At 34.2% G+C, this 25,757-nt stretch carries 13 protein-coding genes; 6 read left to right on the top strand and 7 right to left on the bottom strand.

Features of this window, described 5'->3' with window-relative positions; translation table 11 throughout:
* Positions 1-128: 128 nt before the first annotated feature.
* Positions 129-1,088: an ornithine cyclodeaminase family protein gene (locus ATO12_RS17595; protein WP_051575920.1), complete on the top strand. Its 960-nt coding sequence runs from the start codon at positions 129-131 to the stop codon at positions 1,086-1,088.
* A complete protein-coding gene (locus ATO12_RS17590) occupies positions 1,081-2,145 on the top strand; it encodes a proline racemase family protein (RefSeq protein ID WP_034244268.1) in 1,065 nt (354 codons plus the stop codon). Before ATO12_RS17595 ends, ATO12_RS17590 begins: the two co-directional genes overlap by 8 nt.
* Positions 2,146-2,239: 94 nt before the next feature.
* On the opposite strand, the gene ATO12_RS17585 is transcribed toward ATO12_RS17590, so the two are convergent.
* From ATO12_RS17585 to ATO12_RS17560, 6 genes are all read right to left on the bottom strand, one after another.
* A complete protein-coding gene (locus ATO12_RS17585; protein ID WP_034244265.1) occupies positions 2,240-3,460 on the bottom strand; it encodes a M24 family metallopeptidase in 1,221 nt (406 codons plus the stop codon).
* A 27-nt stretch (positions 3,461-3,487) separates the two neighbouring features.
* Positions 3,488-4,780: an aminopeptidase P family protein gene (locus tag ATO12_RS17580; protein ID WP_034244263.1), complete on the bottom strand. Its 1,293-nt coding sequence runs from the start codon at positions 4,778-4,780 to the stop codon at positions 3,488-3,490.
* Between the two features lie 279 nt (positions 4,781-5,059).
* Positions 5,060-6,643, bottom strand: a complete 1,584-nt coding sequence (locus ATO12_RS17575) for an aldehyde dehydrogenase (NADP(+)) (protein WP_034244261.1) — start codon at positions 6,641-6,643, stop codon at positions 5,060-5,062.
* A gap of 84 nt (positions 6,644-6,727) precedes the next feature.
* Positions 6,728-7,657: a dihydrodipicolinate synthase family protein gene (locus tag ATO12_RS17570; protein WP_034244258.1), complete on the bottom strand. Its 930-nt coding sequence runs from the start codon at positions 7,655-7,657 to the stop codon at positions 6,728-6,730.
* A 259-nt stretch (positions 7,658-7,916) separates the two neighbouring features.
* Positions 7,917-9,353 carry a SusD/RagB family nutrient-binding outer membrane lipoprotein gene (locus ATO12_RS17565; protein ID WP_034244248.1) on the bottom strand — a complete coding sequence of 479 codons (1,437 nt, stop codon included), beginning with the start codon at positions 9,351-9,353 and terminating at the stop codon, positions 7,917-7,919.
* A 4-nt stretch (positions 9,354-9,357) separates the two neighbouring features.
* A complete protein-coding gene (locus tag ATO12_RS17560; RefSeq protein WP_034244241.1) occupies positions 9,358-12,567 on the bottom strand; it encodes a SusC/RagA family TonB-linked outer membrane protein in 3,210 nt (1,069 codons plus the stop codon).
* Between the two features lie 927 nt (positions 12,568-13,494).
* Between ATO12_RS17560 and ATO12_RS25050 the strand changes: the two genes are divergently transcribed.
* The gene (locus tag ATO12_RS25050) at positions 13,495-16,569 is read left to right on the top strand and encodes a basic secretory protein-like protein (protein WP_081802104.1); all 3,075 of its coding nucleotides are present in this window, start codon (positions 13,495-13,497) and stop codon (positions 16,567-16,569) included.
* A 70-nt stretch (positions 16,570-16,639) separates the two neighbouring features.
* On the opposite strand, the gene ATO12_RS17545 is transcribed toward ATO12_RS25050, so the two are convergent.
* A complete protein-coding gene (locus ATO12_RS17545) occupies positions 16,640-17,095 on the bottom strand; it encodes an Lrp/AsnC family transcriptional regulator (RefSeq protein WP_231389287.1) in 456 nt (151 codons plus the stop codon).
* 489 nt (positions 17,096-17,584) lie between these two features.
* Between ATO12_RS17545 and ATO12_RS17540 the strand changes: the two genes are divergently transcribed.
* From ATO12_RS17540 to ATO12_RS17530, 3 genes are all read left to right on the top strand, one after another.
* Positions 17,585-20,740 (top strand): SusC/RagA family TonB-linked outer membrane protein, encoded by a 3,156-nt coding sequence (locus ATO12_RS17540; protein ID WP_034244239.1) that lies wholly within the window; start codon positions 17,585-17,587, stop codon positions 20,738-20,740.
* A gap of 109 nt (positions 20,741-20,849) precedes the next feature.
* Entirely contained in the window at positions 20,850-22,526 is a 1,677-nt protein-coding gene (locus ATO12_RS17535) for a RagB/SusD family nutrient uptake outer membrane protein (RefSeq protein WP_034244236.1), read from the top strand.
* Positions 22,527-22,688: 162 nt separating this feature from the next.
* Complete coding sequence (locus tag ATO12_RS17530) at positions 22,689-25,694, top strand: GH92 family glycosyl hydrolase (RefSeq protein WP_081802103.1); 3,006 nt, start codon at positions 22,689-22,691, stop codon at positions 25,692-25,694.
* Positions 25,695-25,757: the final 63 nt, after the last annotated feature.

The following is a 25,757-nucleotide window of genomic DNA, read 5'->3' as shown; positions in this document are numbered from 1 at the left end:
TAATATTTTAAAGATAACCTAAAAGGCTATTGACTCAATGATACTATATTACCCAAGAATGGTATCATTTTAATAAGATTTAAGTTAGTATGCCATTACGAATTGGGATTTGTTTACATTTATAACCTATGGATACAATTGTTCAGATCAATACCGATTTTATTGAAAGTAACACTAATTTTAATGAGCTAATTGCTGAATTAAAAAACAAATTTGCATCAGATTCTATACTGGTGCCTATGCGTCATCATCATGATTTTCCAAACCCTGTGGTTCAGGAAGATTCTACGCTATTGTTGATGCCTGCCTGGAATCCTGGTAAAGAAGCAGGGGTAAAAATCGTAACAGTAAGTCCCAAAAATGGACAGTTTGATTTACCTTCGATTCAAGGTACATATTTATATATGGACGCCATTAAAGGTACTATCAAAGCAATAATGGAGGCAAAAAGTTTGACCGTAAAACGAACTGCTTCGGCCTCTGCCCTGGCATCATCGTATTTATCTAAACCTGATGCTTCTTCCTTATTAATGATCGGTACAGGTGCACTCTCTACTAATCTAATTAAAGCGCATGCCAGTGTAAGACCTATTAAAACTGTCTATATCTGGGGAAGGAATTATGAAAAAGCGAAAAAAATCTCAGCTGAATTAGAAGGAGAAAGTTTTCATATCCATGCTATACCTACAATCGAAGAAAAAATTTCTGAAGTAGATATTATATCCTGTGCAACATTATCCAAAACTCCTTTGGTGTTGGGTAATTATTTAAAAGCCGGACAGCATATAGATTTAGTTGGAGCCTACAAAAAGGATATGCGTGAAGCTGATAATGAAAGCATAAAAAAAGCCACTGTTTTTGTAGACACTTATCAGGGGGGACTTAAAGAAAGTGGAGACATTGTTATTCCTCTCAAAGAAGGTGTTCTAAAAGAAGAAGATATCAAAGCTGATTTATTTGAGCTCTGCTCTGAAACTAAGCAAGGAAGAACCAGTGATCATGAAATAACTATTTTTAAATCTGTAGGGCATGCTCTCGAAGATTTAGCAGCAGCTACTTATTATTATAATCAATATACGCATGAGTAAAACATATCAAAACATTCTAAAAAATACCAATTTCAACCCCAAAAAAGATTGGTTACAAATCAAAACCATCGATATGCATACAGGAGGAGAACCGCTTCGGGTAATTGTCGATGGGTTTCCCGAACTGAAAGGAAATTCGATATTAGAATACAGGAGATATTGTAAGGAGCATTATGACCACTTACGTACCTCTCTTATGTTTGAACCTCGTGGCCATGCCGATATGTATGGATGTATCTTACTCCCTCCTAATGATAATGATGGGGATTTTGGGATTTTGTTTATACACAACGAAGGATACAGCACCATGTGCGGCCATGCTATTATTGCAATTTCTACATTGGCTGTCGAAATGAATTGGATCGATTATCAGGAAGGAGATAATATCATAAAAATTGATGCTCCCTGTGGTCGAATCATTTCTTATGCACATGTAAAAAACGGAAAAGTAACCGGTGTTCGTTTTCATTGTGTTCCTAGTTTTGTAGTTGGATTGGATAGAAAGGTAAAGGTAGAGGGTATAGGAGACATTATCTATGATTTGGCCTACGGAGGTGCTTTTTATGCATATGTAGATATGGCTAAAAATAATTTTGATTTTGATTTAACTTCAAATTCATATAGAAAATTAATTACCAAGGGAATGGATATAAAACATGCTGTAATAGAGCAGGATTCTAATATTCTACATCCTTATGAAGAAGATCTTAGTTTTTTATACGGTACCATTTTTATTGGAAATTCTTCTAAAGAAAATATTGATAGTAGAAACGTATGTATTTTTGCTGAAGGAGAAGTAGACAGGTGCCCCACCGGATCTGGAGTTTCTGGTAGAATGGCAATACATAAAATGAGAAATGAAATACAATATGGGGATACAATGACTATAGAAAGTATAACAGATTCTGTATTTAAAGGTTCTGTTATTTCTGAAGAAGAATTTGGCCCTTATAAAGCAGTAATACCGCAAGTTGAAGGAACGGCGCATATTACAGGAATGAACACTTTTATCATCGATCCTGATGATCCAATGAAAAATGGGTTTATTTTTAGATAACAAACAAGATTATTCTAAAGCATTATTAATAATGCTTTAGAATAATCTTTCAATTACTTAGTATTCAGATTGTTTACTTAGAGTTCTATCTCTATTATAGAGATAATCCAAAAGGATCATCAATAGAATGTGCAGGTTGTGTAAACCATTTTGGCCCTTCTTCGGTCATATAGATATGATCTTCTAATCTAATTCCAAACTCATCAGGTACACATATCATAGGTTCATTACTAAAACACATTCCTGATGCAAGGATCGCATCTTCATGTCTTGCTATATACGGCCATTCGTGGATATCTAACCCTATGCCGTGGCCGGTACGGTGTGGTAGCCCTGGTAATTTATAATCAGGTCCCAGGCCTTTGGCCTCTAATGTTTTTCTTGAGGCATTATCTATTACAGAACATGGTTTTCCTAATTGAGCAGCTTCAAATGCAGAAAGTTGAGTTTCTTTCTCGAGATTCCATATTTCACGTTGTAACTCACTAATTTCACCATATACATATGTTCTGGTAATATCTGAAATATAATCATGCAGGACACATCCTGTATCAATTAATACTATTTCGTTTTCTTCTAAGTTTTTTGGTGCTTTTACCCCATGCGGAAAAGAGGAATCTACTCCGAATAACACAATACAAAAATATGACCCCGAAGGAATACCGTATCGTTTATGAGCTTCATTAATAAAACTGGTAACTTCTTTGGCACTGATTCCCGGTTTCAATATTCTTGCTGCAGCCTTTTGTACTTCCATCGTAATATCCATTGCAGTTTGCATGATGGCAATTTCTGCTTCAGATTTTATCATTCGACACCCGGCAGTAATCGGTTTGGCATTAATTAGATTGTAATTGGATTGTTCTTTTAGAATTCCATCAATAATAAAAAAGGGAGTTGCTTCATCCATAGCTACATCCTTACCATTGATATTTTTCTTGTCGAGAATATTCACAAATAAGGCATATGGGCTTTCATGTTCTTCCCAGCAATGAACAGGGCCTTTTATTACCATGAAATCTAAAATAGTTCCTTCTTCAAACCGAGGACCTATATAATGCACTTCTCCATCTGGAAATAGTAATACTCCTACCATTCGCTCACTTGGGTTCCATCGCATTCCTGTAAAGTAAAATAAATTTGTTCCTGCATGCAGATATACTGCAGGAATCTCTTGCTCTTTCATAAGATCGCAAGCTTTATCTATTCTGGCTTGAAATTCTTCTTTTTGAATGGGTTTTGCAAGATGAGCTTTTGGCTGTATTGCATTTAATTCTTTTTCGATGGTAGAACCACCTATTCCTAATGCATTCATAACTATATATTTTTATGAGATATACTGCTATGCAGTCATCAACTTTTCAATTTCTTCAATCTCTATAGGCATCGCTTGTGTGAGATTTATATTTCCTGTTTCTGTAATGAGATAATCATTCTCTAGGCGACAACCTATTCCTTCTTCGGGGATATAAATACCAGGCTCACAAGTAAGTACCATTCCCGTTTCTAAAGGCCTGGAGTACAAACCGACATCGTGAACATCTAACCCAAGATGATGTGCCGTACCATGCATAAAATACTTTTTATACAAAGGTTTATCCGGGTTTTGAGCGGCAACTTCAGAAGCGTCGAGAACTCCAATTTTGATCAGTTGGTCTTCGACTAAACCAGCCATTTGTTTTTCATAATCCGCCGGGATAACTCCGGGCTTAAGTAGCTTGCTTCCTTCTTTTAAACAATAAAGAACCGCAGCATATACTTCTTTTTGTCGATCAGAAAACGTACCATTTACAGGAATACAGCGTGTGGTATCACTATTATAATTACCATAGCAAACCCCAAAGTCCAGAAGTATCATATCACCATCCCGACAGGTATTATCATTAGTATTATAATGTAATGCACAAGCATTTTTTCCTGAAGCAACAATAGGTTTAAAAGCATGTCTTGTCCCTCCATTTTTAAGGAGTGCATACGTTAATTCTGCTTCTAATTCATATTCCTTACAGTTAGGTTTTACTGCTTTGAGTACCCTATAAAAACCTTCGATACTAATATCTGCTGCTTTTTGTATTTGTGCTATTTCTTCGCTTGATTTAACAGGACGTAAAGCTCTTGTAATTTTGGCGGCTCGATGATACTGGTGCAAAGGATATTTTTCTTTACACCAGTTAATCATTCGATCCTGTTGTGTTTGTTTGTTATGTGTAATTCGCTTTATATGTTCATTATGTCCTAAATAAAAACCATCTGCTTCGAAGGCCATTAATTGAAGTATTTTTTCAAAATCATGTATCCATTCTATTCGTTGGACTCCTGAAATCTGACCAGCTTCTTCTTTGGTTAATTTTTCACCGTCCCAGATTTTGATATGCTCATTCGTTTCTTTTATAAACAAAATCTCCCTGTTTTCGGGTTTATAAGCATCTGGATACAACACTAGTATTGTTTCTTCCTGATCTATTCCTGACAAATAAAATAAATCATTGTTTTGGGCAAACCCCATAACATCATCTGCATTGGTATGCATAATATCGTTAGATGTTAGAATAGTAATCGTATTCTCGAGGGTTTTGGAAGCAAAATTATTTCGGTTCTGTTTAAAAACGGTATTTGGTAAGTTTTCGTAACGCATATTAGAAATTCTATCCGAATAAAATGATTAATAGTTGTTTTCCTGTTGCACCTTTTCTTGTTTCGTTATTAAAGGTACAGCCGTCAATTTATAAGTTGTTTTATTCATTTCATTCTTTTTTCTGTTTTTTTTATACACAAAATTCATTTCTACGCCTTATTCTTTTATAGGTAAAACCAAAAGGGAGTGACAAAAATCACACCCTTTTGGTTATAAATTTAACAATACCAACCAACATTTAAACAGATTATTTTTAGAGTATTGTTCTAGAATCAAAACTTATACTTTTGCATTAGAATAAGTTCCATCTACAGTTCTGATGATCTCATCAGGGTTTTCATTTTTAAGTGCATTTGGGAGCAATTCGTTTGGCCAATCCTGGTAGCTAAATGGCCTTACCCATCGCTTAATAGCATTGGTTCCTACGGCAGAAAACCTAGAATCTGACGATGCTGGATATGGTCCTCCATGGGTCATAGATGGGCAAACTTCTACTCCGGTTGGGACTCCATTAAAAATAATACGTCCAACTCTATCCTGAAGTGCATCAACGATGTTCCCTAAGTTTTGATATTCTGATTTTTCTGCCAGGATAGTTCCTGTTAATTGCCCTTCGAGGTTATTAATAATCTCAACAAGTTCTGCTTCGTCTTTGCATCTAACCACTAATGAAAAAGGGCCAAAAACTTCCTGGTGCATTTTTGGATTGGTTAAAAAATCGGCTCCAGAAACAGCAGAAATTTGAGTAGGAGCAAAATTAGGTTCTACTTCTTCGGTTAAAGAGGCTACGACTTCTACTCCTGATTGAGAAGATATAGTAGCTCTATTTTCTACAAAGTCTCTTTTTATATTAGGATGCAACATACACTGGGGAGCTATTGCAGTACTTTTTTCTGCAAGGTCTTTGATAAAGCTTCTAGTGTTATCACCATCTATTGTTAAGATCAATCCAGGATTTGTACAGAACTGACCTGTACCAACTGTAATAGAATTAGCATACGTAGTTGCTATTTCGTCTGCTCTTTTGGCAATTGCTTCGGGTGTAATAATTACAGGATTAATACTTCCCATTTCTGCAAAAACAGGAATTGGCTCTTCTCTGTTTGCCGCCAGATTAAATAAAGCCCTTCCTCCCGAGATACTTCCTGTAAAACCAACGGCTTTTACTTTTGAATGCTTTACCAGGGCAGCTCCTACTACTCTTCCGCTTCCTGTAATATTTGAAAAAACGCCATTTGGCATTCCTGTTTTTTCGGCTGCTTTGATGATAGCAGATGATACCAATTCTCCTGTTCCTGAATGCATGGCATGAGACTTAACAATTACCGGGCATCCCGAAGCTAATGCACTGGCAGTATCTCCTCCTGCAGTAGAAAATGCTAAAGGGAAATTACTGGCTGCAAATACCACTACTGGCCCCAAAGGAATATTAGTTTTTCTAATATCTGGTTTAGGTGCAGGAGTACGGTTAGTATCTGCCGAATCGATTGTATTTTCTCTCCACTCTTCATTAGAGATTAGTTCTGCAAAAGAACGTAATTGAAAAACTGTTCGACCTCTTTCTCCTATTGCTCTTCCTTCTGGCAACCCAGTTTCTGAGGTATATGCTTGAATCAATTCATCGTCTAAAGCCAAAATCTCATCTGCAATAGCATGTAAGAATTCTGCTCTTTTAGCTCCTGTAACATTTCTATATTCTTTAAAAGCCTGATGTGCTAGCTCTGTAGCCTCATTCACTTCTTCTAAAGTAGCCTCATAAAATTCATATTCGTTCTCAATATTTAATTTTGGGTTGAATGTTTTACGAGAAACTGATCCTGTTGCCGATAATCTGTTTCCTATATAATTTTTTCCGGTTATCATATATATTGGTTAATGGTTTTAGTGTAAAATGAATTAATGATAAAATTGATTAAAGTAAAAACAAGATATTTGGGGCAAAAAAATCTAACTCACTACAGCATTTAGTTCTTTATACTCTGGTAAAGTAGGCCTTGTTTTTAATCCATTTTCAATAATGCTAAGGACATTTTTACGTTCTTCGCCAACAAGTGGTAATCTTGGTGCACGTACATTTTCGGTACCGATTCCGGTAGCTACTTCTGCGAGTTTAATATTTTGTACTAGTTTTGCATTGATATCTAACTCTAACAAAGGCAAAAACCATCTATATATCTCGAGTGCTTCTTTAATTCGTCCTGCCTTTTGTAATTCGTAAATTGCAACGGTTTCTGCAGGAAAAGCATCTACAAGCCCGGCAACCCAACCGTCTGCTCCCATCAAAAGACTCTCTAAGGCTAAAGTATCAACACCTGAAAGGATTTTTAGGCGATTACCAAATCTATTTTTAATTCTTGTAATATTAGATATATCTCTTGTAGATTCTTTTACTGCTTGTATATTATCCATTTCTAATAACTCTTCAAACATATCTAGAGTTACTTCAATTTTATAATCTACAGGATTATTATATACCATAATTGGTAGCTCTGTACTTTTAGCTACTTCTTTAAAATACACTACTGTTTCGCGATCTCCTGCTTTGTAACGCATTGGAGGTAGCATCATTAATCCCTGAGCTCCATCTTCTTTTGCTTTTGCAGCTGCATCAATTGCATTTTTGGTTGTTTGTTCTGCGATGTTCATAATTACAGGAACTCTGCCATTAACAATGTCTACTGTCTTTTTTACCAAAATTCTTTTTTCTGTATCACTTAATGTACTAGCCTCTCCCAGAGTTCCTCCCAGAATAATTCCATGAACTCCGGCTTCTAGTTGTGCATTGATATTAACTTCAAACATATCAAGGTCTAAAGTATCCTCATTAGTGAATTTAGTTGTTACTGCTGGCATTACGCCTTTCCAATTTATAGCCATAATTGTGGTTTAATATTTCGGGTCAAATATACCATGAATTTAAGGTGTAAAGTACCTAGAAATTATCCATGTATAATACTAAATTAACTTATACAGTGTTAAATATTGATTTTTTTGATTAATATTCATTCAGGTAATAGAAAAGGAAATGGTGTTTTAAATATTGATTTTATAAATAAAATTCCCTCTCAATTGACAGGCTAACTTGTCTATTAAGAGGGAAAGGACTATCACAAATTAAAAATGAGTTCTATATCTCTTAATTTACATCCCAAAATACTTTAGTTGTCAATTCATCTCCTCCAATATTTGAAGCAGCGTTGGTTACATTTGTACCATTAGTGTTATATTCTCTAATAGGATATTTTATTCTTCTCGGTACAGGATTACCTTCTGAACTATTACTTAAATTAGGAAAACCTAATCTTCTATAGCTTGACCATCCATCGAAACCTCTGTTATAAAAAGCGATCCACTGTTGAGTTCCTATCTTTTGTCTATAGTTTCCGGTTGCAGTAGTGTAAGCTACACTTGCTTGTGCCAGATAGGTTGTTGCATCACCAGATGAGCCTCCCCAGTACGTAATAGATGCTGTAATAGCATTATTATAATGATTTTCTGCGTCTGCCGGAGATCCAACCAAAGAACGTTCTGCAGCTTCTGCCAATAAAAATTCTACTTCTGCATAATCAAGCAACAGTCCTTCTAAATCTGGTTGATGAAAAGCAGTCCCAATATGTGTAAAATCATCAAATATATTTAGGTTACCTAATACTCCACCTACATAAGGAGTTAGATTATTATCAAAATAAACAGATTGTCTTGGATCATTTATAGGTTGCATAATATCTACTACAGCTTCTGCTACAACATAATCTTCTCTACCACTATTTACAAGAGTTTCCCATATTGGATTTGTATTAGGTGTTGTCGATTCGTAGCTTAAGGAAGCATTATCATTATTAGATGTAAATACCCCAGAGTTAACTGCCTCTGTTGCTAGTGTCCCTGCCTGATTAGAATCTACATCAGCAATCCTAAGTGCTAATCGTAACTTTAAGGAATTTGCAAATTTTGCCCATTTAGAAACATCTCCCTGATACATCAAATCTGAATCACCAAATGATTGCCCAGAAGTATTAAGGTTACCAATAGCAGTATTTAGCTGGTTTATAATATTGGTATAAATATTCTGATCATTATCATATACCGGGTTTAAGATATCTTTGTCCAAAGACAGGGCTTCTGAGTACGGAACATCTCCAAAAAGATCTACCAGGACATGAAAAGTATATACTTTCAAAACTTCGATAATCGCTAATCTATTTTGCTTATCTATTTCAGTAAGACCGAATATTTCTTCTTCGGGAATTAATCGAGCCGCTTCGTTAAGATCACTTAGAACATCTCTATAAAGTGTATTCCAATAATTTTGCGGAAAACTCTTAAGATCTTGAAAATTAGTTTCTGGACCTATAAAACCTGTACCTGCCCAATATTGCGCATAAAATTTCAAATGATTATCAAAAACACTTTGAGTCACCATTTGGTCAACCAAATTTCGTTGTCCATTAGTAAATAATGTTGACGAAGGAACGTCAGAAATCTGTTTATCGCTCACATTAAGATCATCTACCTTACAGGAAAAGATCATAAACAAGCAGAATAGTATGGTTAAAATTTTACTATTTTTCATTTTTTTAGAATTTTACTTTTAGGTTAAAACCATATTCTTTAGATGTGGGATATGCAGAAGACTGAAACCCTTGTAAGTTACCTGCACTTAATCCTGCTTCTGGATCAGAATATGGGATGTTTTTGTCAATAATCCATAAGTTCCTACCAATTAGAGAAACCACTACATCATTAACAGGTAGGTTATCTAATAATTTTGTTGGTAATGAATATGAGAATATCACTTCTCTTAATTTTATAAAAGAAGCATCATAAACATTCTGTTCATCTGTTGATCTGTAATAAATAAATGGACTATCAAAGCTATTTACCGGAGTTCTTACTGTATTAGGGGTCCCATCTTCTCTAACACCTGGGGCTATTATCCCTCCTCCATCGGCAACAGCATCTCTTATAGGATTACCCAAATCATTAAGTCCTGCGGTTTCAGGAAATATTCCTGTAGCATATCCATAGGTATGATCAAGAGAGTAGATATCTCCTCCTTTTTGCATGTCGATTAAAAAACTAAGCGAAGCATTTTTATACCTGAATGTATTGTTGATTCCTCCATTCCAATCTGGAATTATGTTACCAATCACTCCATTTTCTTCGTTAGTTACGTAATATCCGTTTTCATCAACAACTCTCTGGCCATTAAGATATTTAAAACTAGATCCTCTAATCGTTCCGTAAGGTTCTCCTACAGTGGCATTAATAGAAACATCTTCTTGTAGTGTTCCTGATAAACTTAAATTATCAATTCCATCTAATAGCGAAACTACTTCACTTTTATAAGTACTCCAGTTTACATTGATATTCCATTCGAAGTTTTCTGTTTTGATTGGGGTTCCAAAAAGACTAACTTCATATCCTTTATTTTCAATTTCACCAGCATTTACAATTTTTGAATTAAATCCTGTAGAAGTAGATATATCTAATGGAAGAATTTGATCTTTACTATTGGTTTGATATGCAGTTATATCAAACCCAAATCTATTCTTAAAAAGTTTCATTTCTAATCCTACCTCATAACTTATAACGGTTTCATGCTTAAGTGTAGGGTTGTTTTTATTATTTGGTAATGAGAACAGAGATTGTCCTGCAAAACCATTAACAAAAGTATATACATCGTCTACAAGAAGTACTCCGGCACTATTACCCACTTCGGCGTAGTTCAATCTCAGTTTTCCGAAATTTAACCAATCGCTTGTAAAGAGGTTAGAAAAAAGAAAACTAGTAGAAATAGATGGGTAATTAAATTGTCTTTTACCATCTGGTAATGTTGATGATCTGTCTATTCTATAGGTTGCATCTAAGAATAATATATCATCATAACCAAATGATGCACTGGCATAATACCCATTAACCCCCATACTAGACTTTCTTTCTATAGGTGGGGCTATTGGATTTACCGAATTGGATAAAGAGTAAAATCCAAAAGTATTAAGTCCTCCATTGGTTTGTGCAAAAATAGAACTTCTATTTGTTCTGGTAAGGTTCATCCCCAGAAGTCCTTTAAAATTAAGCTTTTCAGTAATATCAAAATTAAAGTTTCCTATCATATCATAGTTCATTTCTCTAAAAAACCCATTAAATCTATTGTAATTAGATGGGTTGAAACTAGAAACGTTTACTCTTTCTTCTCTTATTTCATCAAACCTATCCATAGTCACTCTGGCCAAAACATCAAACCAATCATTTACTTTATACGTTAGCGCTACGTTTCCAAAGACACGGTCTCTGCCATCGGTTTGATAATTTTCATATAATGTCCAATATGGATTATCCCAATATTGTGGTCTTGGTGCATAAGGATCGTCACCTGTACGTGCTGATGATCTTATATTCCAGGTAGCATTTCTTCTTAATCTAAAATATGCATCTCTCTGCTCTCTTAAGTCAACATTTGTTTGATACCATTGTCTCAATCCGGGCAAAACACTATTTTCGTCATACCCTGTTGCGAATCTACCTCGCCCACTATTTTTGGTATATGTAACCTTTGCTCTCGCTATGACTTTATCGGTTAACTTATAACTTCCGCCAAAATCTACCGTTTGCCTTTTAATTAAACTATTGGGTAAAATACCTGTTTGTTCTACATTGGTAAATCCTAACCTAAAATCTCCTTTGTCTGAAGCACCATCAACACTAACCCCTGTTGATTGCAATAAACCTGTCTGAAAAATAGAAGTAGGGTCATTTTTTGCGGCTACCCATGGTGTAGGAGTACGATAATTAGGGTTTTCTGGAAAAAAAGCTCCCCACTGATATACTGAAAGATTAGGGTCAAATCTCGGTCCCCAAGAAGCATCACCCCCTGTATCTACAACATTATCTAAAATACCATCTCCATCTACATCTTCCTGTACAAAAGAAGCTCCATAACCTCCTCCGTATTCTTTTTGGTATCTCGCAAATGTTTTAGGGTCAAATTTGCTAAATGTAGTATTTGAGTTAATTGTTATCCCTAACCCTTTATTTTTAGCTCCTTTTTTTGTCGTGATTATAATTACTCCATTTCCTGCTCTAGATCCGTATAAAGCAGAAGCAGCAGCTCCTTTTAGAACGTTTATAGTTTCTATGTCATCTGGATTAATATCTGACGCAGCATTACCATAATCATACCCTCCTCTACCTGCTGTTGAGTTTCTTGAATTGTTAATTCGGTTACTAATCGGAGTGCCATCAATTACAAATAAGGGTTGGTTGTTACCGGTTAAAGAAGAATATCCCCTGATAATTACATTTGTTGAACCCCCGAAGTTATTATTTCTAGAAACAGTAACTCCAGCAAGTTTACCAGATAATGAATTCACAAAGTTTACGCCTTTAGCTTTGCTAATATCTTCTGATTCTATTTGTTGAGTAGCATACCCCAAAGATTTTTTAGATCTACTTATCCCAAGAGCTGTTACTACAATTTCATCTAGTGAAGTAGCATCTTGATACATTATCATATCGAATGTAGTCTCATCACCTACTAGTTTTTCTTCTGTTTTAAAACCCAGATAAGAAAAAACAAGTGTTTGACCTGCTTCTACCTGCAAAGAGTAATTACCATCAAAATCAGATTGTGTACCAGATGACGTTTCTTTGATTAGAATATTCACTCCAGGAAGAGGAATCCCAGAATCCTCTGTTATTTTACCCGACACTGTTTTTACTTGTGCAAAACTTATTGTACAAAAAATCAGCATGAGTATAACCGAAAGATTAATTTTTGTGTTCATTAGTTTGTTTTATTAAATTTTAAAATTACTTGACGGATCTTCTGGTGTTTTCCCAAGTACCTGATCCATAATTTTGTAGAAAGATTTAAGGCCTAGAAACACAGCTATAATTAGCTTTTACAATGTTATTTCTATCTACCTTTTCTTAGTAACCTACTTTATAATATCTTAGAAAGAAGGATATGGGATTTTAGTTTTGTTTACGATTTTTGTAAAGTTTAGTTTCCATGCTTCTATCGAAAAAAGCTTTGAGAACTGATTTGTGTCTACTTTTTTTTCCATATTATTTTAAGATTGATTATTTAGAAGCGAAATATATCTTAGAGTTATGGTATTACCACCATTTGGATTAATAAAGTATTATATATGGATATTTTAGTACTAATCTTTACATATTTTTCTTTGATTTTAACAAATCAATAAAGATTATACAATTACCAAAAACACTAAAATTAGATGTAGATTTTTATGAATAGTAAAAGAAGAAAATACTGTTCTAAATGAAATATATTAATATGTTTCTGAAGAATATTCTACAATATTTAAAAGATAAGAGGTACTATATCATAACATATCTACACACAGTATAATCAAGCGTATTCCTATATATGATAAGCAATTTTAGATTGACTTAAATGGTTTAAAAAGTACCTATTTAAAAGCCCTATGTATTCATAATTCTTAGAAAACACCTTTTTATTCTATACTTATCCTATAGAGATGTTATTTTTTTGACATAAAAAACACTTTATAAAATGAACATATCTTCTTTTAAAAAGAAAAAAGACTAAAAAAAACTAAAAAAGAATAAAAATCACTGAAATTAAGCGTAAAAAATGAAAACATACCTCGATACTGTAATTTTATTGCAACTAACACTTATTAGTTTTTTATAAAAAAGATTAATAAAAAAACACAAACTTCACAATGAAAAATTACAAAAAACACATGCTTTGGATAAGCATGTTATCAACGATGGTATTTGTATTCAAAATGAGTGCACAACCTTTACATCAAACTGCAAATCATGAAAATAATACCTTTTCTTCTCAAAGTAAGCAAGCCTGTATTTGGGGGAATGATTTTCTTACTCCGAGAGTAGAATTTAGAGATTTTGATGGATCAACTATTGGATCACAAATATTTAAACAGGTGATCCCTGATGCAGAAAGTTATATGAAACAACGCTGCTTAGATGTAGCTAAGATCTTATATCGTAACTCTGCCGATGCACCTAAATTTAGGTTATTAAAATTCAACTTAAAAAACGAAGATTTTGTAGCTCATAAATTTGGAGAGGGTGATCAAATGACCATAGAAGTGAGTACACAACACCTGGCAAAAATCTATAGAGATTCGGGCAACAATTCACAAGTTATAAAAGATGAAATTGATGGGATTCTATTTCATGAAGTAACCCATGGTTATAATTACTCCCCAACTACAGGAGGAACATATGACGGATCTTCTCCTTTTTGGGCATATACAGAAGGTATAGCAGATGGTGTAAGAATATACGCAGGATTTCATCAAACCAGAACTCCAAATGTAAATGATTCTAGAAAATGGCTGGGTGGATATACCACAACAGGGTTTTTCTTACAGTATGTTACTCAAAAATATGACAAGAATTTTATCTATAAATTTAATAAAGCTGCAAAAGACTTAGGGAACTCTTGGTCTTTTGATAATGCTTTTAAAGATATTCTTGGAAAAGGTGTAGAAACGGTATGGAATGAATACAAAAACTATATCAATACTGGTAATACTCTTGATTATGACGGGGATTATCCATGGAGCCTGGATTGTGGCGGCAACAATGGAAACTTAATCGATATTACTAATGATGGCGGAACAATCTCTAGTCAATATAATGATTCTCCATCTAATGAAGGGATATCAAAACTAATCGACAACGCAGTCAATTCGAAGTATCTAACCTTTAATGCATCTGCATGGGTACAGTATAAAGCCAGTACATCTTATGTTTTATCTTCTTATACTTTATCCTCTGCAAATGATGCTCCAGAGAGAGATCCAAAAAACTGGACTTTACAAGGGTCAACAAATGGAAACTCGTGGCAAAATATCGATCAAAGGTCTAATCAAGATTTTCCGAACAGACATCAAAAAAGAAGTTTTACAGTTAACACTTCTACTGCCTACAAATATTATCGATTATCGATGACCAATAATAGTGGAACCATTTTACAGATTGCAGAAGTTGAATTATTTGGAAAAGAAAAAACCGCACAACAACTTCCTATAGCCGATTTTAGGGCTAATACAACCAATATAAAAGAAGGAGAAAGTATATCCTACACCAATTCTTCTACCGATGCTACCTCATATAATTGGACATTCGATGGTGGTAGCCCATCTAGCAGTACACAACCTAACCCTGTAGTGAAATATGACAGAGCAGGAACCTATTCGGTAACTCTAAAAGCAATAAATGGAGATGGTTCGGATACCAAAATTAAATCTGATTTCATCACTGTGTCTTCAAAAAATGATGGTGGAGAAATTATTGACATCACTAATGACGGGGGAACTATTTCTGATCAACATAATGATTCACCATCTTATGAGGATATATCTAAATTGATTGATAATAATCCTAATTCTAAGTTTTTAACTTTTAATGCTTCTGCATGGGTACAATATAAAGCGACTAAAAATTATACGTTATCCTCATATACAATAACCTCTGGAAACGATGCTCCAGAAAGAGATCCTAAAAGTTGGACTTTGCAAGGATCTACAAACGGAAGTTCCTGGGAGACTATTGACCAAAGATCTAATCAGGATTTTCAAAATAGAAATCAAAAAAGAACTTTTCAGGTAAGTACTTCTTCTTCTTACAACTATTATCGATTATCAATGAGAAACAATAGCGGAACTATTCTTCAAGTATCTGAACTCGAATTGTTTGGAAAAGGAAATACTACTGGAGGAGGTTCATGCTCATGGGGTAGCGATTTTCTTACTCCTAGAGTAGAATTTAGAGATTTTGATGGATCAACCATTGGATCACAAATATTTAATCAGGTGATCCCTAATGCAGAAAATTATATGAAGCAACGCTGCTTAGATGTAGCTAAGATCTTATATCGTAATTCTGCAGATGCACCTAAATTTAGGTTATTAAAATTCAACTTAAAAAACGAAGATTTTGTAGCTCATAAATTTGGAGAGGGTGATCAAATGACCATAGAAGTGAGTACACAACACCTGGCAAAAATCTATAGAGATTCGGGCAACAATTCACAAGTTATAAAAGATGAAATTGATGGGATTCTATTTCATGAAGTAACCCATGGTTATAATTACTCCCCAACTACAGGAGGAACATATGACGGATCTTCTCCTTTTTGGGCATATACAGAAGGTATAGCAGATGGTGTAAGAATATACGCAGGATTTCATCAAACCAGAACTCCAGATGTAAATGATTCCAGAAAATGGCTGGGTGGATATACCACAACTGGGTTTTTCTTACAGTATGTTACTCAAAAATATGACAAGAATTTTATCTATAAATTTAATAAAGCTGCAAAAGACTTAGGGAACTCGTGGTCTTTTGACAATGCTTTTAAAAACATTCTTGGAAAAGGTGTAGAAACAGTATGGAATGAATACAAAAACTATATCAATACTGGCAATACTCTCGATTATGACGGGGATTATCCATGGAGCCTGGATTGTGGTGGCAACAATCGAAACAATGTCCAAACAGTAGAAAATCAAAATCCAGAAGATGCTTTTAATCTAAAGTCATATCCTAACCCAATAAAGGATAAATTGCATTTTGTAAAATCACAAAATTTAAAAAGCACCTCTTTACTTTTTGAAATTTATGACACTCAAGGTTCTCTAGTTTTTACAGAACATACTTCGGGAAGCGAACTAAATCTAGATCATTTAGAAAGTAAAATGTATTTTATAATTGTAAAACAAAATGGAAAAACCATATATAGAAATAGATTTATAAAGCGATAACATCGGTTTATACTATACCATAGTTAATTAGAATTGTAAAAACACCTGCTACGTTATGTACAGGTGTTTTTTATAAATAATATTCTGAAGTGTGTTTAATCACCTTTAATGAAAAAGTAGTGTTTAGGACTCCAATATTATCGATTTTTGATAATTTAGAACGCATAAACTCATGATATTCTTCTAAGCTTGGCATATTGATTTTTAGTAAAAAGTCTACCTGGCCTGCCATATGAAAGCACTCTTGAACTTCTTTCAAATTTTTTATTTGATTTTCAAACTTATCAATAAATGATTCTCCATGAGATTGTAAAGATACCTGGCAAAACGCTGTAATAGGCAGACCAACCATATTCTTATTTACAATTGCAACGTATTTTTCTATATACCCTTTACTTTCTAAGCGTTTTATCCTTTCATATATAGGAGAAACAGTTAAGTTCAAAAGGTTCGCTATTTCCTTCGCAGTTTTTTTTGAATCTCTTTGAAGGATACGCAAAATAGTTTTGTCTGTGTTATCTAACATTTCCATATTATTCATACTATTATACTATACAGATAAAAATACTTTTATTTTACAATAATAAAGTTTTTTTCACCACAATTATACATTTATTCAATCTATTTAACCAAATATAACCATATTTAAGAAATAAATCATAAAACCTAATACCAAGTAAATTTCATATTAAATTAACATTTTAAGTACACTAAATCTGTATAAATACACATATATATCCATTTTCATTAAAAAAAGAGTAGAATTTTAACACGAAAAAAAACTTAATAACACAATATTATATATTTAAAAAAGATAAAAAAACTTTATAAATTAGTTTTAACCATAAAAATCACTAATATTTATATCAAAATACAAATATTAGTCTTCATATTATAAATTTGAAAACAATAATTCTCTTAATCATAATACATTGTTAATCTTTTAGAAACACAAATTGATCAAGAGTTTATTAGAGAAATCAGCAGTCAAATTATTAACTAAACCAATTTTAATATGAAGAATAAATTAGGATATCTATTTTTTGTGCTTACCTTCATGTCATTTGCCAATATGGTTACTGCCCAGGAAATTACAATTACCGGGAACGTAACCGATAATACAGGAATGTTATTACCAGGAGTAAACATTATTATAAAAGACTCTTCTACAGGAACACAAACCGATTTTGACGGGAACTATTCATTAACAGCTTCATCAGGAGATATACTGTTATTTAGTTATCTGGGAATGGAAACTCAAAGTATTACAGTATCAGATTCGGGAGTATACAATATCTCTATGCAAGAGAGTTCTAATCAACTAGAAGAAATCGTAGTTACAGGATATTCAAAACAATCGGTAAGAAATATAACAGGATCTGTTACTGTAATCAAAGCAGAAGACCTAGCTGCCACTACTCCTGTCGATATCGAGCAATCTTTGCAAGGGTTAGCCTCGGGAGTTACTGTAGGTTCTGAGGGAGGCCCCGGAGGATCTGCAATGGTAAGAATACGAGGGTTTGGAACCATTAATAATAATGACCCCCTTTATGTAATCGATGGTACACCAACAACTACCGGAATTAACCAATTAAATCCAGCAGATATTGAATCTATGCAGATACTAAAAGATGCATCTTCTTCTGCAATTTATGGATTTAGAGCTGCTAATGGAGTAATCCTTATTACCACCAAAGGAGGTAAATATAATAGCAAAACCAAATTTACATTTAATACAAGCCTAGGAATTGACAATGTTCCAAAATCTGCTTTTCCTGATCTACTATCTCCTCAGGAGACCGCAAATGTTATTTGGACCCGTTTTAACAACGATGGCTTTGCTCCTTCTCACCCGCAATATGGTAATGGTAGTACTCCCGTATTACCAAACTATCTAACCCCTGCCGGAGCAGATTCTGCAGATCTATCCACATATGACGCTCAAACCAATAAGATTACCAGAGCAAATAAACAAGGTACAGATTGGTTTGACGAATATTTTAATGACGCTTTTGTTCAAAACTATAACCTGGGATTATCCGGAGGGTCTGAAAACGCAAAATTTCATGTAGGAATGGGCGCATTAAAACAAGAAGGTGTAGCCTTGCATACTTTCTATAACAGATATGTATTAAGAGCAAATTCTGAATTTAAAATAACCGATAATTTCAGAATAGGAGAATCGTTTAACCTTTCTTATTCTGATAGGGTTGGCTCTGTTGGAAATCAATCTACTGGAGGGGATATTTCTTTCTTATATAGAGCACAGCCTATCATTCCTGTATACGATATTGCAGGTAATTATGCAGGCCCTCAAAGTCCGGGATTAGGTAATGGAATTAACCCTGTAGCCAGTGCAACCCGAAACAAGAACAACCTGCAAAGAAGCTATAGAACAATTGGTAATGCATATGCAGAGCTAGACTTTTTAAACGATTTCACTTTTAAAACAAACATAGGACTAGACTATACTAATAACAATAGCTCCTTTTATGTTTTTCTTAACCCAGAAGTTGCAGAACCAAATTCTGTTAATCGATTGATAGAAAGTAACGACTATACGATCTCTTCTACCTGGTACAACACCCTTAGTTATGCTAAAAACATAGGAAACCATTCTATTAGCGCCATGCTAGGAACAGAATCTAATAAAACACAAAGAAAATTCCTGAGTGCTTCAAGAACTGATTTCTTTACTGATGAATTAGATTACAGATATTTAGACAGAGGAACCGGTTCTAGAGATAATAATGGTAGCGGAATTAAAAGTGGATATTTCTCTAGCTTCGGAAAAGTAGATTACAGCTACGACGATAAGTATTTATTATCATTTTCTCTACGAAGAGATGCTACTTCAAAATTTGCACAAAACAAAAGATCAGATTATTTCCCTTCATATAGTGCTGCATGGAGAATATCTAGCGAAAATTTCATGAAAAACCTATCGTTTATCAATGATCTTAAAATAAAAGCTGGATACGGAGAACTAGGAAACGAAAGTATCCCTCAAGGTAGAATATTTAGTCAATATGTAAATAATGATGACAGTAATTACGATATAGGAGGAAACAATTCTAATGTCACACCTGGATATAGTTTATTCATATTCGGAAATCCGGATTTGGAGTGGGAAACAACGACAACAAAAAACATCGGAATTGATGGTGTTTTACTTGATCGAAAATTAACATTCAGTTTTGAATACTATAATGCACTCACAAAAAAATTATTAGTTCAGGATCAAGCGAATGTAACTCTTATAGGTCTTGCTCAGGCAAAATACATAAATGCAGGATCTGTAGAAAACAAAGGATTTGATTTTTCACTGGGATATAGCGATCAGATTAATGAAAACCTAAAATACCACGCTTCAATAAATGTTTCTACTTATAAAAACACAGTAAAAGAATTAGGAAACAATCCTAACTATTTCTTAGAAGGAAATTTGGCACGAGAAACCAGACCGTCCAGAACACAAGCTGGTCACCCTATTGCTTCATTTCATGGTTTTATTATTGATGGTATCATACAGAATGATGCAGAACTTGCAGCTACCGGTGATTACCTGGGAAAAGAGATAGGAACATTTAAGTATAGAGATGTGAATAATGACGGAGTGATTAATGATGACGATAGAGATTTTATCGGAAGTCCTCACCCTGACTTTACGTATAGTTTTAATATGGGGTTAGAATATAAAAATATTGACTTGGGAATATTCTTCCAGGGAAGCCAGGGGAATGATATTTATAACTTCACTAAATTCTTTACCGATTACAACAGTTTTCCTGGGGCAAAAAGCAGAAATTATCTAAATTCCTGGAGTCCATCTAATACAGGTGCTACTCTACCTAGACTCTCTAATAACCCTGCAGAACACTACTCTAGTGCTAGTAGTTATTATATAGAAGATGGATCGTACCTACGACTTAAAAATGTTCAATTAGGATACAGTTTACCGGGACGATTAACATCTAAACTAAAGATTTCGAAATTAAGATTTTTTGTACAGGCCAAAAACTTATTTACCTGGACAAAATACTCTGGTCTGGATCCTGAAATCAACTTACAACAATATGGTGGTGATACTGTAAATCTGGATATTGGTATTGATAGAGGGGCATATCCCGTAGCAAGAACTTATATACTAGGCGTTAATCTTGCGCTATAAATTAAAAAACGAGGTAAAATTGAGCATAGATAAACAAATGAAGAAGAAACCAATGATAATCTCTTATTGCTCATGCTACACAATAATCAAAAAAATCAAATATAAACAGATGAAAAAAATAATCTTATTTGTATTCGTTACGTTGCTAGTCATTTCCTGCGAGAAAGAACTAGACATTGAACCACAAGGATCTCTTGTAGAAGGGGTAATAGAATTTGATAAAGAATGGGTCGACCAACAGCTTATTAGTGCCTATGCTATTTTAGACGGAAACCCTGGCTATTTCTGGGCACCTGCTTCTAACTGGGCGCTTGGAGATGTAGCTTCTGATGATTTCCATAAAGGTTCATCTATAGATGATCAACCTCAATTGAATGATGTTGAGCGTTTCTCTTCGGGAACAACAAACATTTATCTATCCAGAAAATGGGAATCTTTATTCGAAGGTATTTCCAGAACAAATCAAACGATAGAATCAATTACTAAAGCCATAGAAAAAGGAACTCCAGAAAAAGATTTAACTATTCTAGGTGCAGAAGCACGTTTCTTAAGAGCACATTATCATATGGATGCAAAAAAAATATGGAACAATATACCTTTTATGAAAGAAGGATTAACCACTACTCCATCTAATGATACCGATATCTGGCCACAAATAGAAGAAGATTTAACATATGCAATAAACAATCTTCCCGAAAGCCAGGATGATGCCGGAAGAGCTAATTCATGGATAGCCAAAGCGTACCTGGCAAAAGCACATATGTTCCAAAATGATTATGCGGCAGCCAGACCTATTTTAGACAATATCATTAATGAAGGACCATTTCAATTGGTTCCTAATTATCATGATAATTTTAATGCCGAAAAAGATAATAATTCAGAATCTGTATTTGCTGTTCAAAACTCTGTAAATGATGGAGGAGATGGATTTATTAACGGTAACAGAGGAAATAGATTAAACCACCCATATGCTCCTGATGCTCCTGGTGGAGGGTGTTGTGGTTTTTTTCAACCTAGTCAAAATTTGGTAAATGCATTTAAAACCGATGCTAATGGATTACCATTATTAGATTCTTTTAATGACTCTGATGTTACTAATGACCAGGGAATCACATCTGACCAACCTTTTACACCATATACCGGAAATCTAGATCCAAGATTAGACTGGACCGTAGGTAGAAGAGGTATAGAATATTTAGGTTGGGGGATTATGCCTGGGGCGAGATGGACACGTGATCAATCTAACGGTGGACCGTATGTTGGTAAGAAACATGAAATATTAAAATCTCAGGAAGGCTCCATGTCTGCCGCAGGATTACCACAATACAATGCGATTAACACACCTCTAATAAGATATTCTGATGTATTATTATGGAGAGCAGAAGTATATGCCCAAGATGGCCAATTAACCGATGCCATGAATCTTGTAAACAGAATAAGAGCCAGAGCTGCAAATCCAGATGGATTTGTTAAAAACCCCGACGGAACACCGGCTGCAAACTATGTAATCAATGAATACACATCATTTCCCGACCAGGAATATGCCATTAAAGCGGTTCGTTTTGAAAGAAGATTAGAATTAGCCTCAGAAGGGCATCGATTTTTTGACCTGGTACGTTGGGGGATAGCTCCACAAGTATTAAACAAATACATTAGTGAAGAATCTTCAAAACGTGTTTACCTTAACGGAGCAAGTTTTACTCAGGGAAAAAGCGAATACTACCCTATTCCTCTAGATGCAATAAACTCTTCAGGAGGAGCTTTAAAACAAAATTCAGGATATTAATCATTAACCATGCTCTACTAATAGATCTGTTTCATTAGTTATTATTTGTTTTAGATTGTAAAGACAGAATCATTCATACAGATTCTGTCTTTCACATATTAATTCATCATACGTTTTTAACATCTAATGTAATTCAACCATAAATTTCAAAATAAATGAGTTATGAAATTGTTTATGCTTAGAAGAATACTCCTAACCCTCATAATTGCAGGATTAGGTATCCATTGCACAAATAAAGAAAAAGAAGAAGTAAAAAAGCCGGTAGATTATGTAGATGTTTTTATCGGAACAAAATCACCCGGACATACATTTCCTGGCCCTATGCTTCCTTTCGGGATGGTACAATTAAGTCCAGATACCAGAAATGACCACACCAGCTGGCCGGCCTGTGCAGGATATGATTACACAGATACTTCTATAATAGGATTTACCCATACACATTTATCAGGAACAGGAGTTCCTGATTTAGGTGATATTTTACTCATGCCTACAACCGGAGAAGTTCAATTTCAGGCTGGAACTCCAGAAAACCCAGATTCTGGATATCGTTCCAGATTTAGTCACAAAAATGAATTTGCCGAACCTGGATATTATTCGGTTACTCTGGATGATTACAAAATAAAGACAGAACTAACCACTACAAAACGGGTCGGAGTACATCGATACACATATCCAAACGCAGAGAAAACAAGTATCATCATCGATCTAGAACATCGTGATCCGGTAATAGAAGCAACATTCGAAATCATAAGCGAAACAGAAATTGCCGGGTATCGAAGATCAAAGGCATGGGCTGGTAATCAACGCCAGTATTTTGTGGCACAATTTTCTAAACCTATCGTATCTTATCAAATTCTTACTGGAGAAAAAACAGTAACTACAGGAACCAAATTTAATAACAAGAAAATAATAGCTGCTCTTAATTTTGACAGTACAGAAGATCAAGTTATCGCAAAAGTGGCATTATCTGCTGTAAGTATTGATGGAGCCAGGAAAAATCTAAAAAAAGAATTACCACATTGGAACTTTGGTGAAATTAGAAAAGAAGCTAAAAAAATCTGGAATACTTCGTTAAGTAAAATAGCAATATCCGATAGCAACGAAGATAAAAAAGAAATATTCTATACCGCTCTATATCATAGTCTTCTGACCCCTAATTTATATAACGACATTGATGGTCAATACCGAGGAATGGATGACAATATACATACCGCAAAAGGGTTTAATAATTATACGGTTTTCTCTCTTTGGGATACATTTAGAGGGCTACACCCATTATTAACAATTATTGAGCCAGATGTAACCCGGGATATCGTTGTTACCTTACAAAAAAAACACGAACAATACGGAGAAATCCCTATGTGGGAATTGGCCGCAAATGATACAAGATGTATGATTGGGTATCACGGGGTTTCAGTTATGGCAGATGCATACCTAAAAGGAATAACAGATGTGAATGCCGAAAAAGTATTAACTGCCATGATAGAAAGTTCTAATGTAAAAAAAAGAGGTATTAACTATTATACCGAACTAGGTTTTGTACCTTCAAACAAAAGCAGTCAATCTGTTTCCAAAACACTAGAATATGCATATGATGATTGGTGTATTGCACAAATGGCCAAAGCACTAAATAAAACAGATATCTACAATGAATATTCGAGAAGAGCTCAATTTTTTGTTAATCTATATGATCAGCAAACAGGTTTTATGAGACCTCGATACTCTAATAGAAAATGGTACGAAGATTTTAACCCCACATCTGTCGAAAAAACGTATAATTTCAACTTTACAGAAGGAAACTCATACCAATACAGTCTGTTTGTCCCTCATGATATAGCAAGTGTAATTGATTTGGTTGGTGGTGACACTAATTTTAATCAATGGTTAGACAATCTTTTCTCTAAAAATTTTGATGAAGAAATTAGTGAAGATTCTGATGTTTCTGGACTACTAGGTCAATACTCTCACGGAAATGAGCCGAGCCACCATCTCGCTTACCTATACAACTATGCTGGTAAACCCTGGAAATCACAACAAACTATTCATAAAATATTAAACAAAATGTATACTTCTGAACCTGATGGACTCTGCGGAAATGATGATTGCGGGCAAATGTCTGCATGGTATGTATTGAGTAGTTTAGGATTTTACTCTGTTACCCCGGGAGCTTCAGAATACGTTATTGGAAGTCCATCTTTTGAAAAGGCCGAAATTCACCTCGATAACGGAAAGACCTTTACAATACTGGCTCATAATGCCAGTGAAAAAAATATTCATTTTTCTTCACTAAAACTTAATGGTAAAGAATATCCTAACACATATCTAAAACACGAAGATATTCTGAAAGGAGGAGAATTAGTTTTTGAAATGACAGATATTCCCAATAAAGATTGGGGTATTGATCCATCAAACAGACCATTATCAGATACCAAAAGAACAGTAAGCATCCCATATCTAAAATCTGATCACACCACATTTTTAGATACTAAAACAATTGTTCTAGGTTGCGATACAGAAAATGCAGATATATACTATACACTTGATGGTAGTGAGCCCACAAAAAACAGTATGCGATACAGCTCTCCTTTCGAGATAAAAAAATCTACAGAGCTTAAAATCAAAGCTTTCAAAAATAGTTTAATATCTAGTTATACAACAACAATATCTCTAGAGAAACTAGAGAGTATAGACCCAAAGAAATTAAAAACCAAACTTAAAAGCGGACTTTCATATAAATATTACGAAGGTATTTTTCGATCTGTTTACGATTTTCTACAAGAAGATCCTATACAAAAAGGAGAAGTCCAAACTATTAATATAGCATCTCGTTTGCGAGACGAATGGATAGGTTTCGAATTTGATGGATTTATCAATATTCCCAAAAATGGTGTATATAATTTTGAAATTGCCGCAAATGATGGTGCTCAATTATTAATTGATGGTAAAGAATTGTTTGAAAGTGATGGAAGAAAATCATTTAGTTTTATTCAAAAAAACGATATAATTTTATCTAAAGGACTGCATAAATTTACGATACGATATTTTCAATGTTCAGATAATATCGGGCTAAAAGCATTATGGAGTGGTCCTGATTTTGAGAAAACAGAAATTGACACCTCTTATCTTTATCATATGGCAGATCACAATAAAAAGAAATCTAATCCATGACTTTAGAAAAAACAGCAAAAATAAACTTAACCGTTGGCAGCATAGGTAACAACTAACACACAA

The sequence above is a fragment of the Aquimarina atlantica genome (assembly GCF_000626715.1).
Taxonomy (GTDB): Bacteria; Bacteroidota; Bacteroidia; order Flavobacteriales; family Flavobacteriaceae; genus Aquimarina; species Aquimarina atlantica.
The sequence above is the reverse complement of the archived record's forward strand: the minus strand, read 5'-3'. Positions and strand labels throughout refer to the sequence as shown.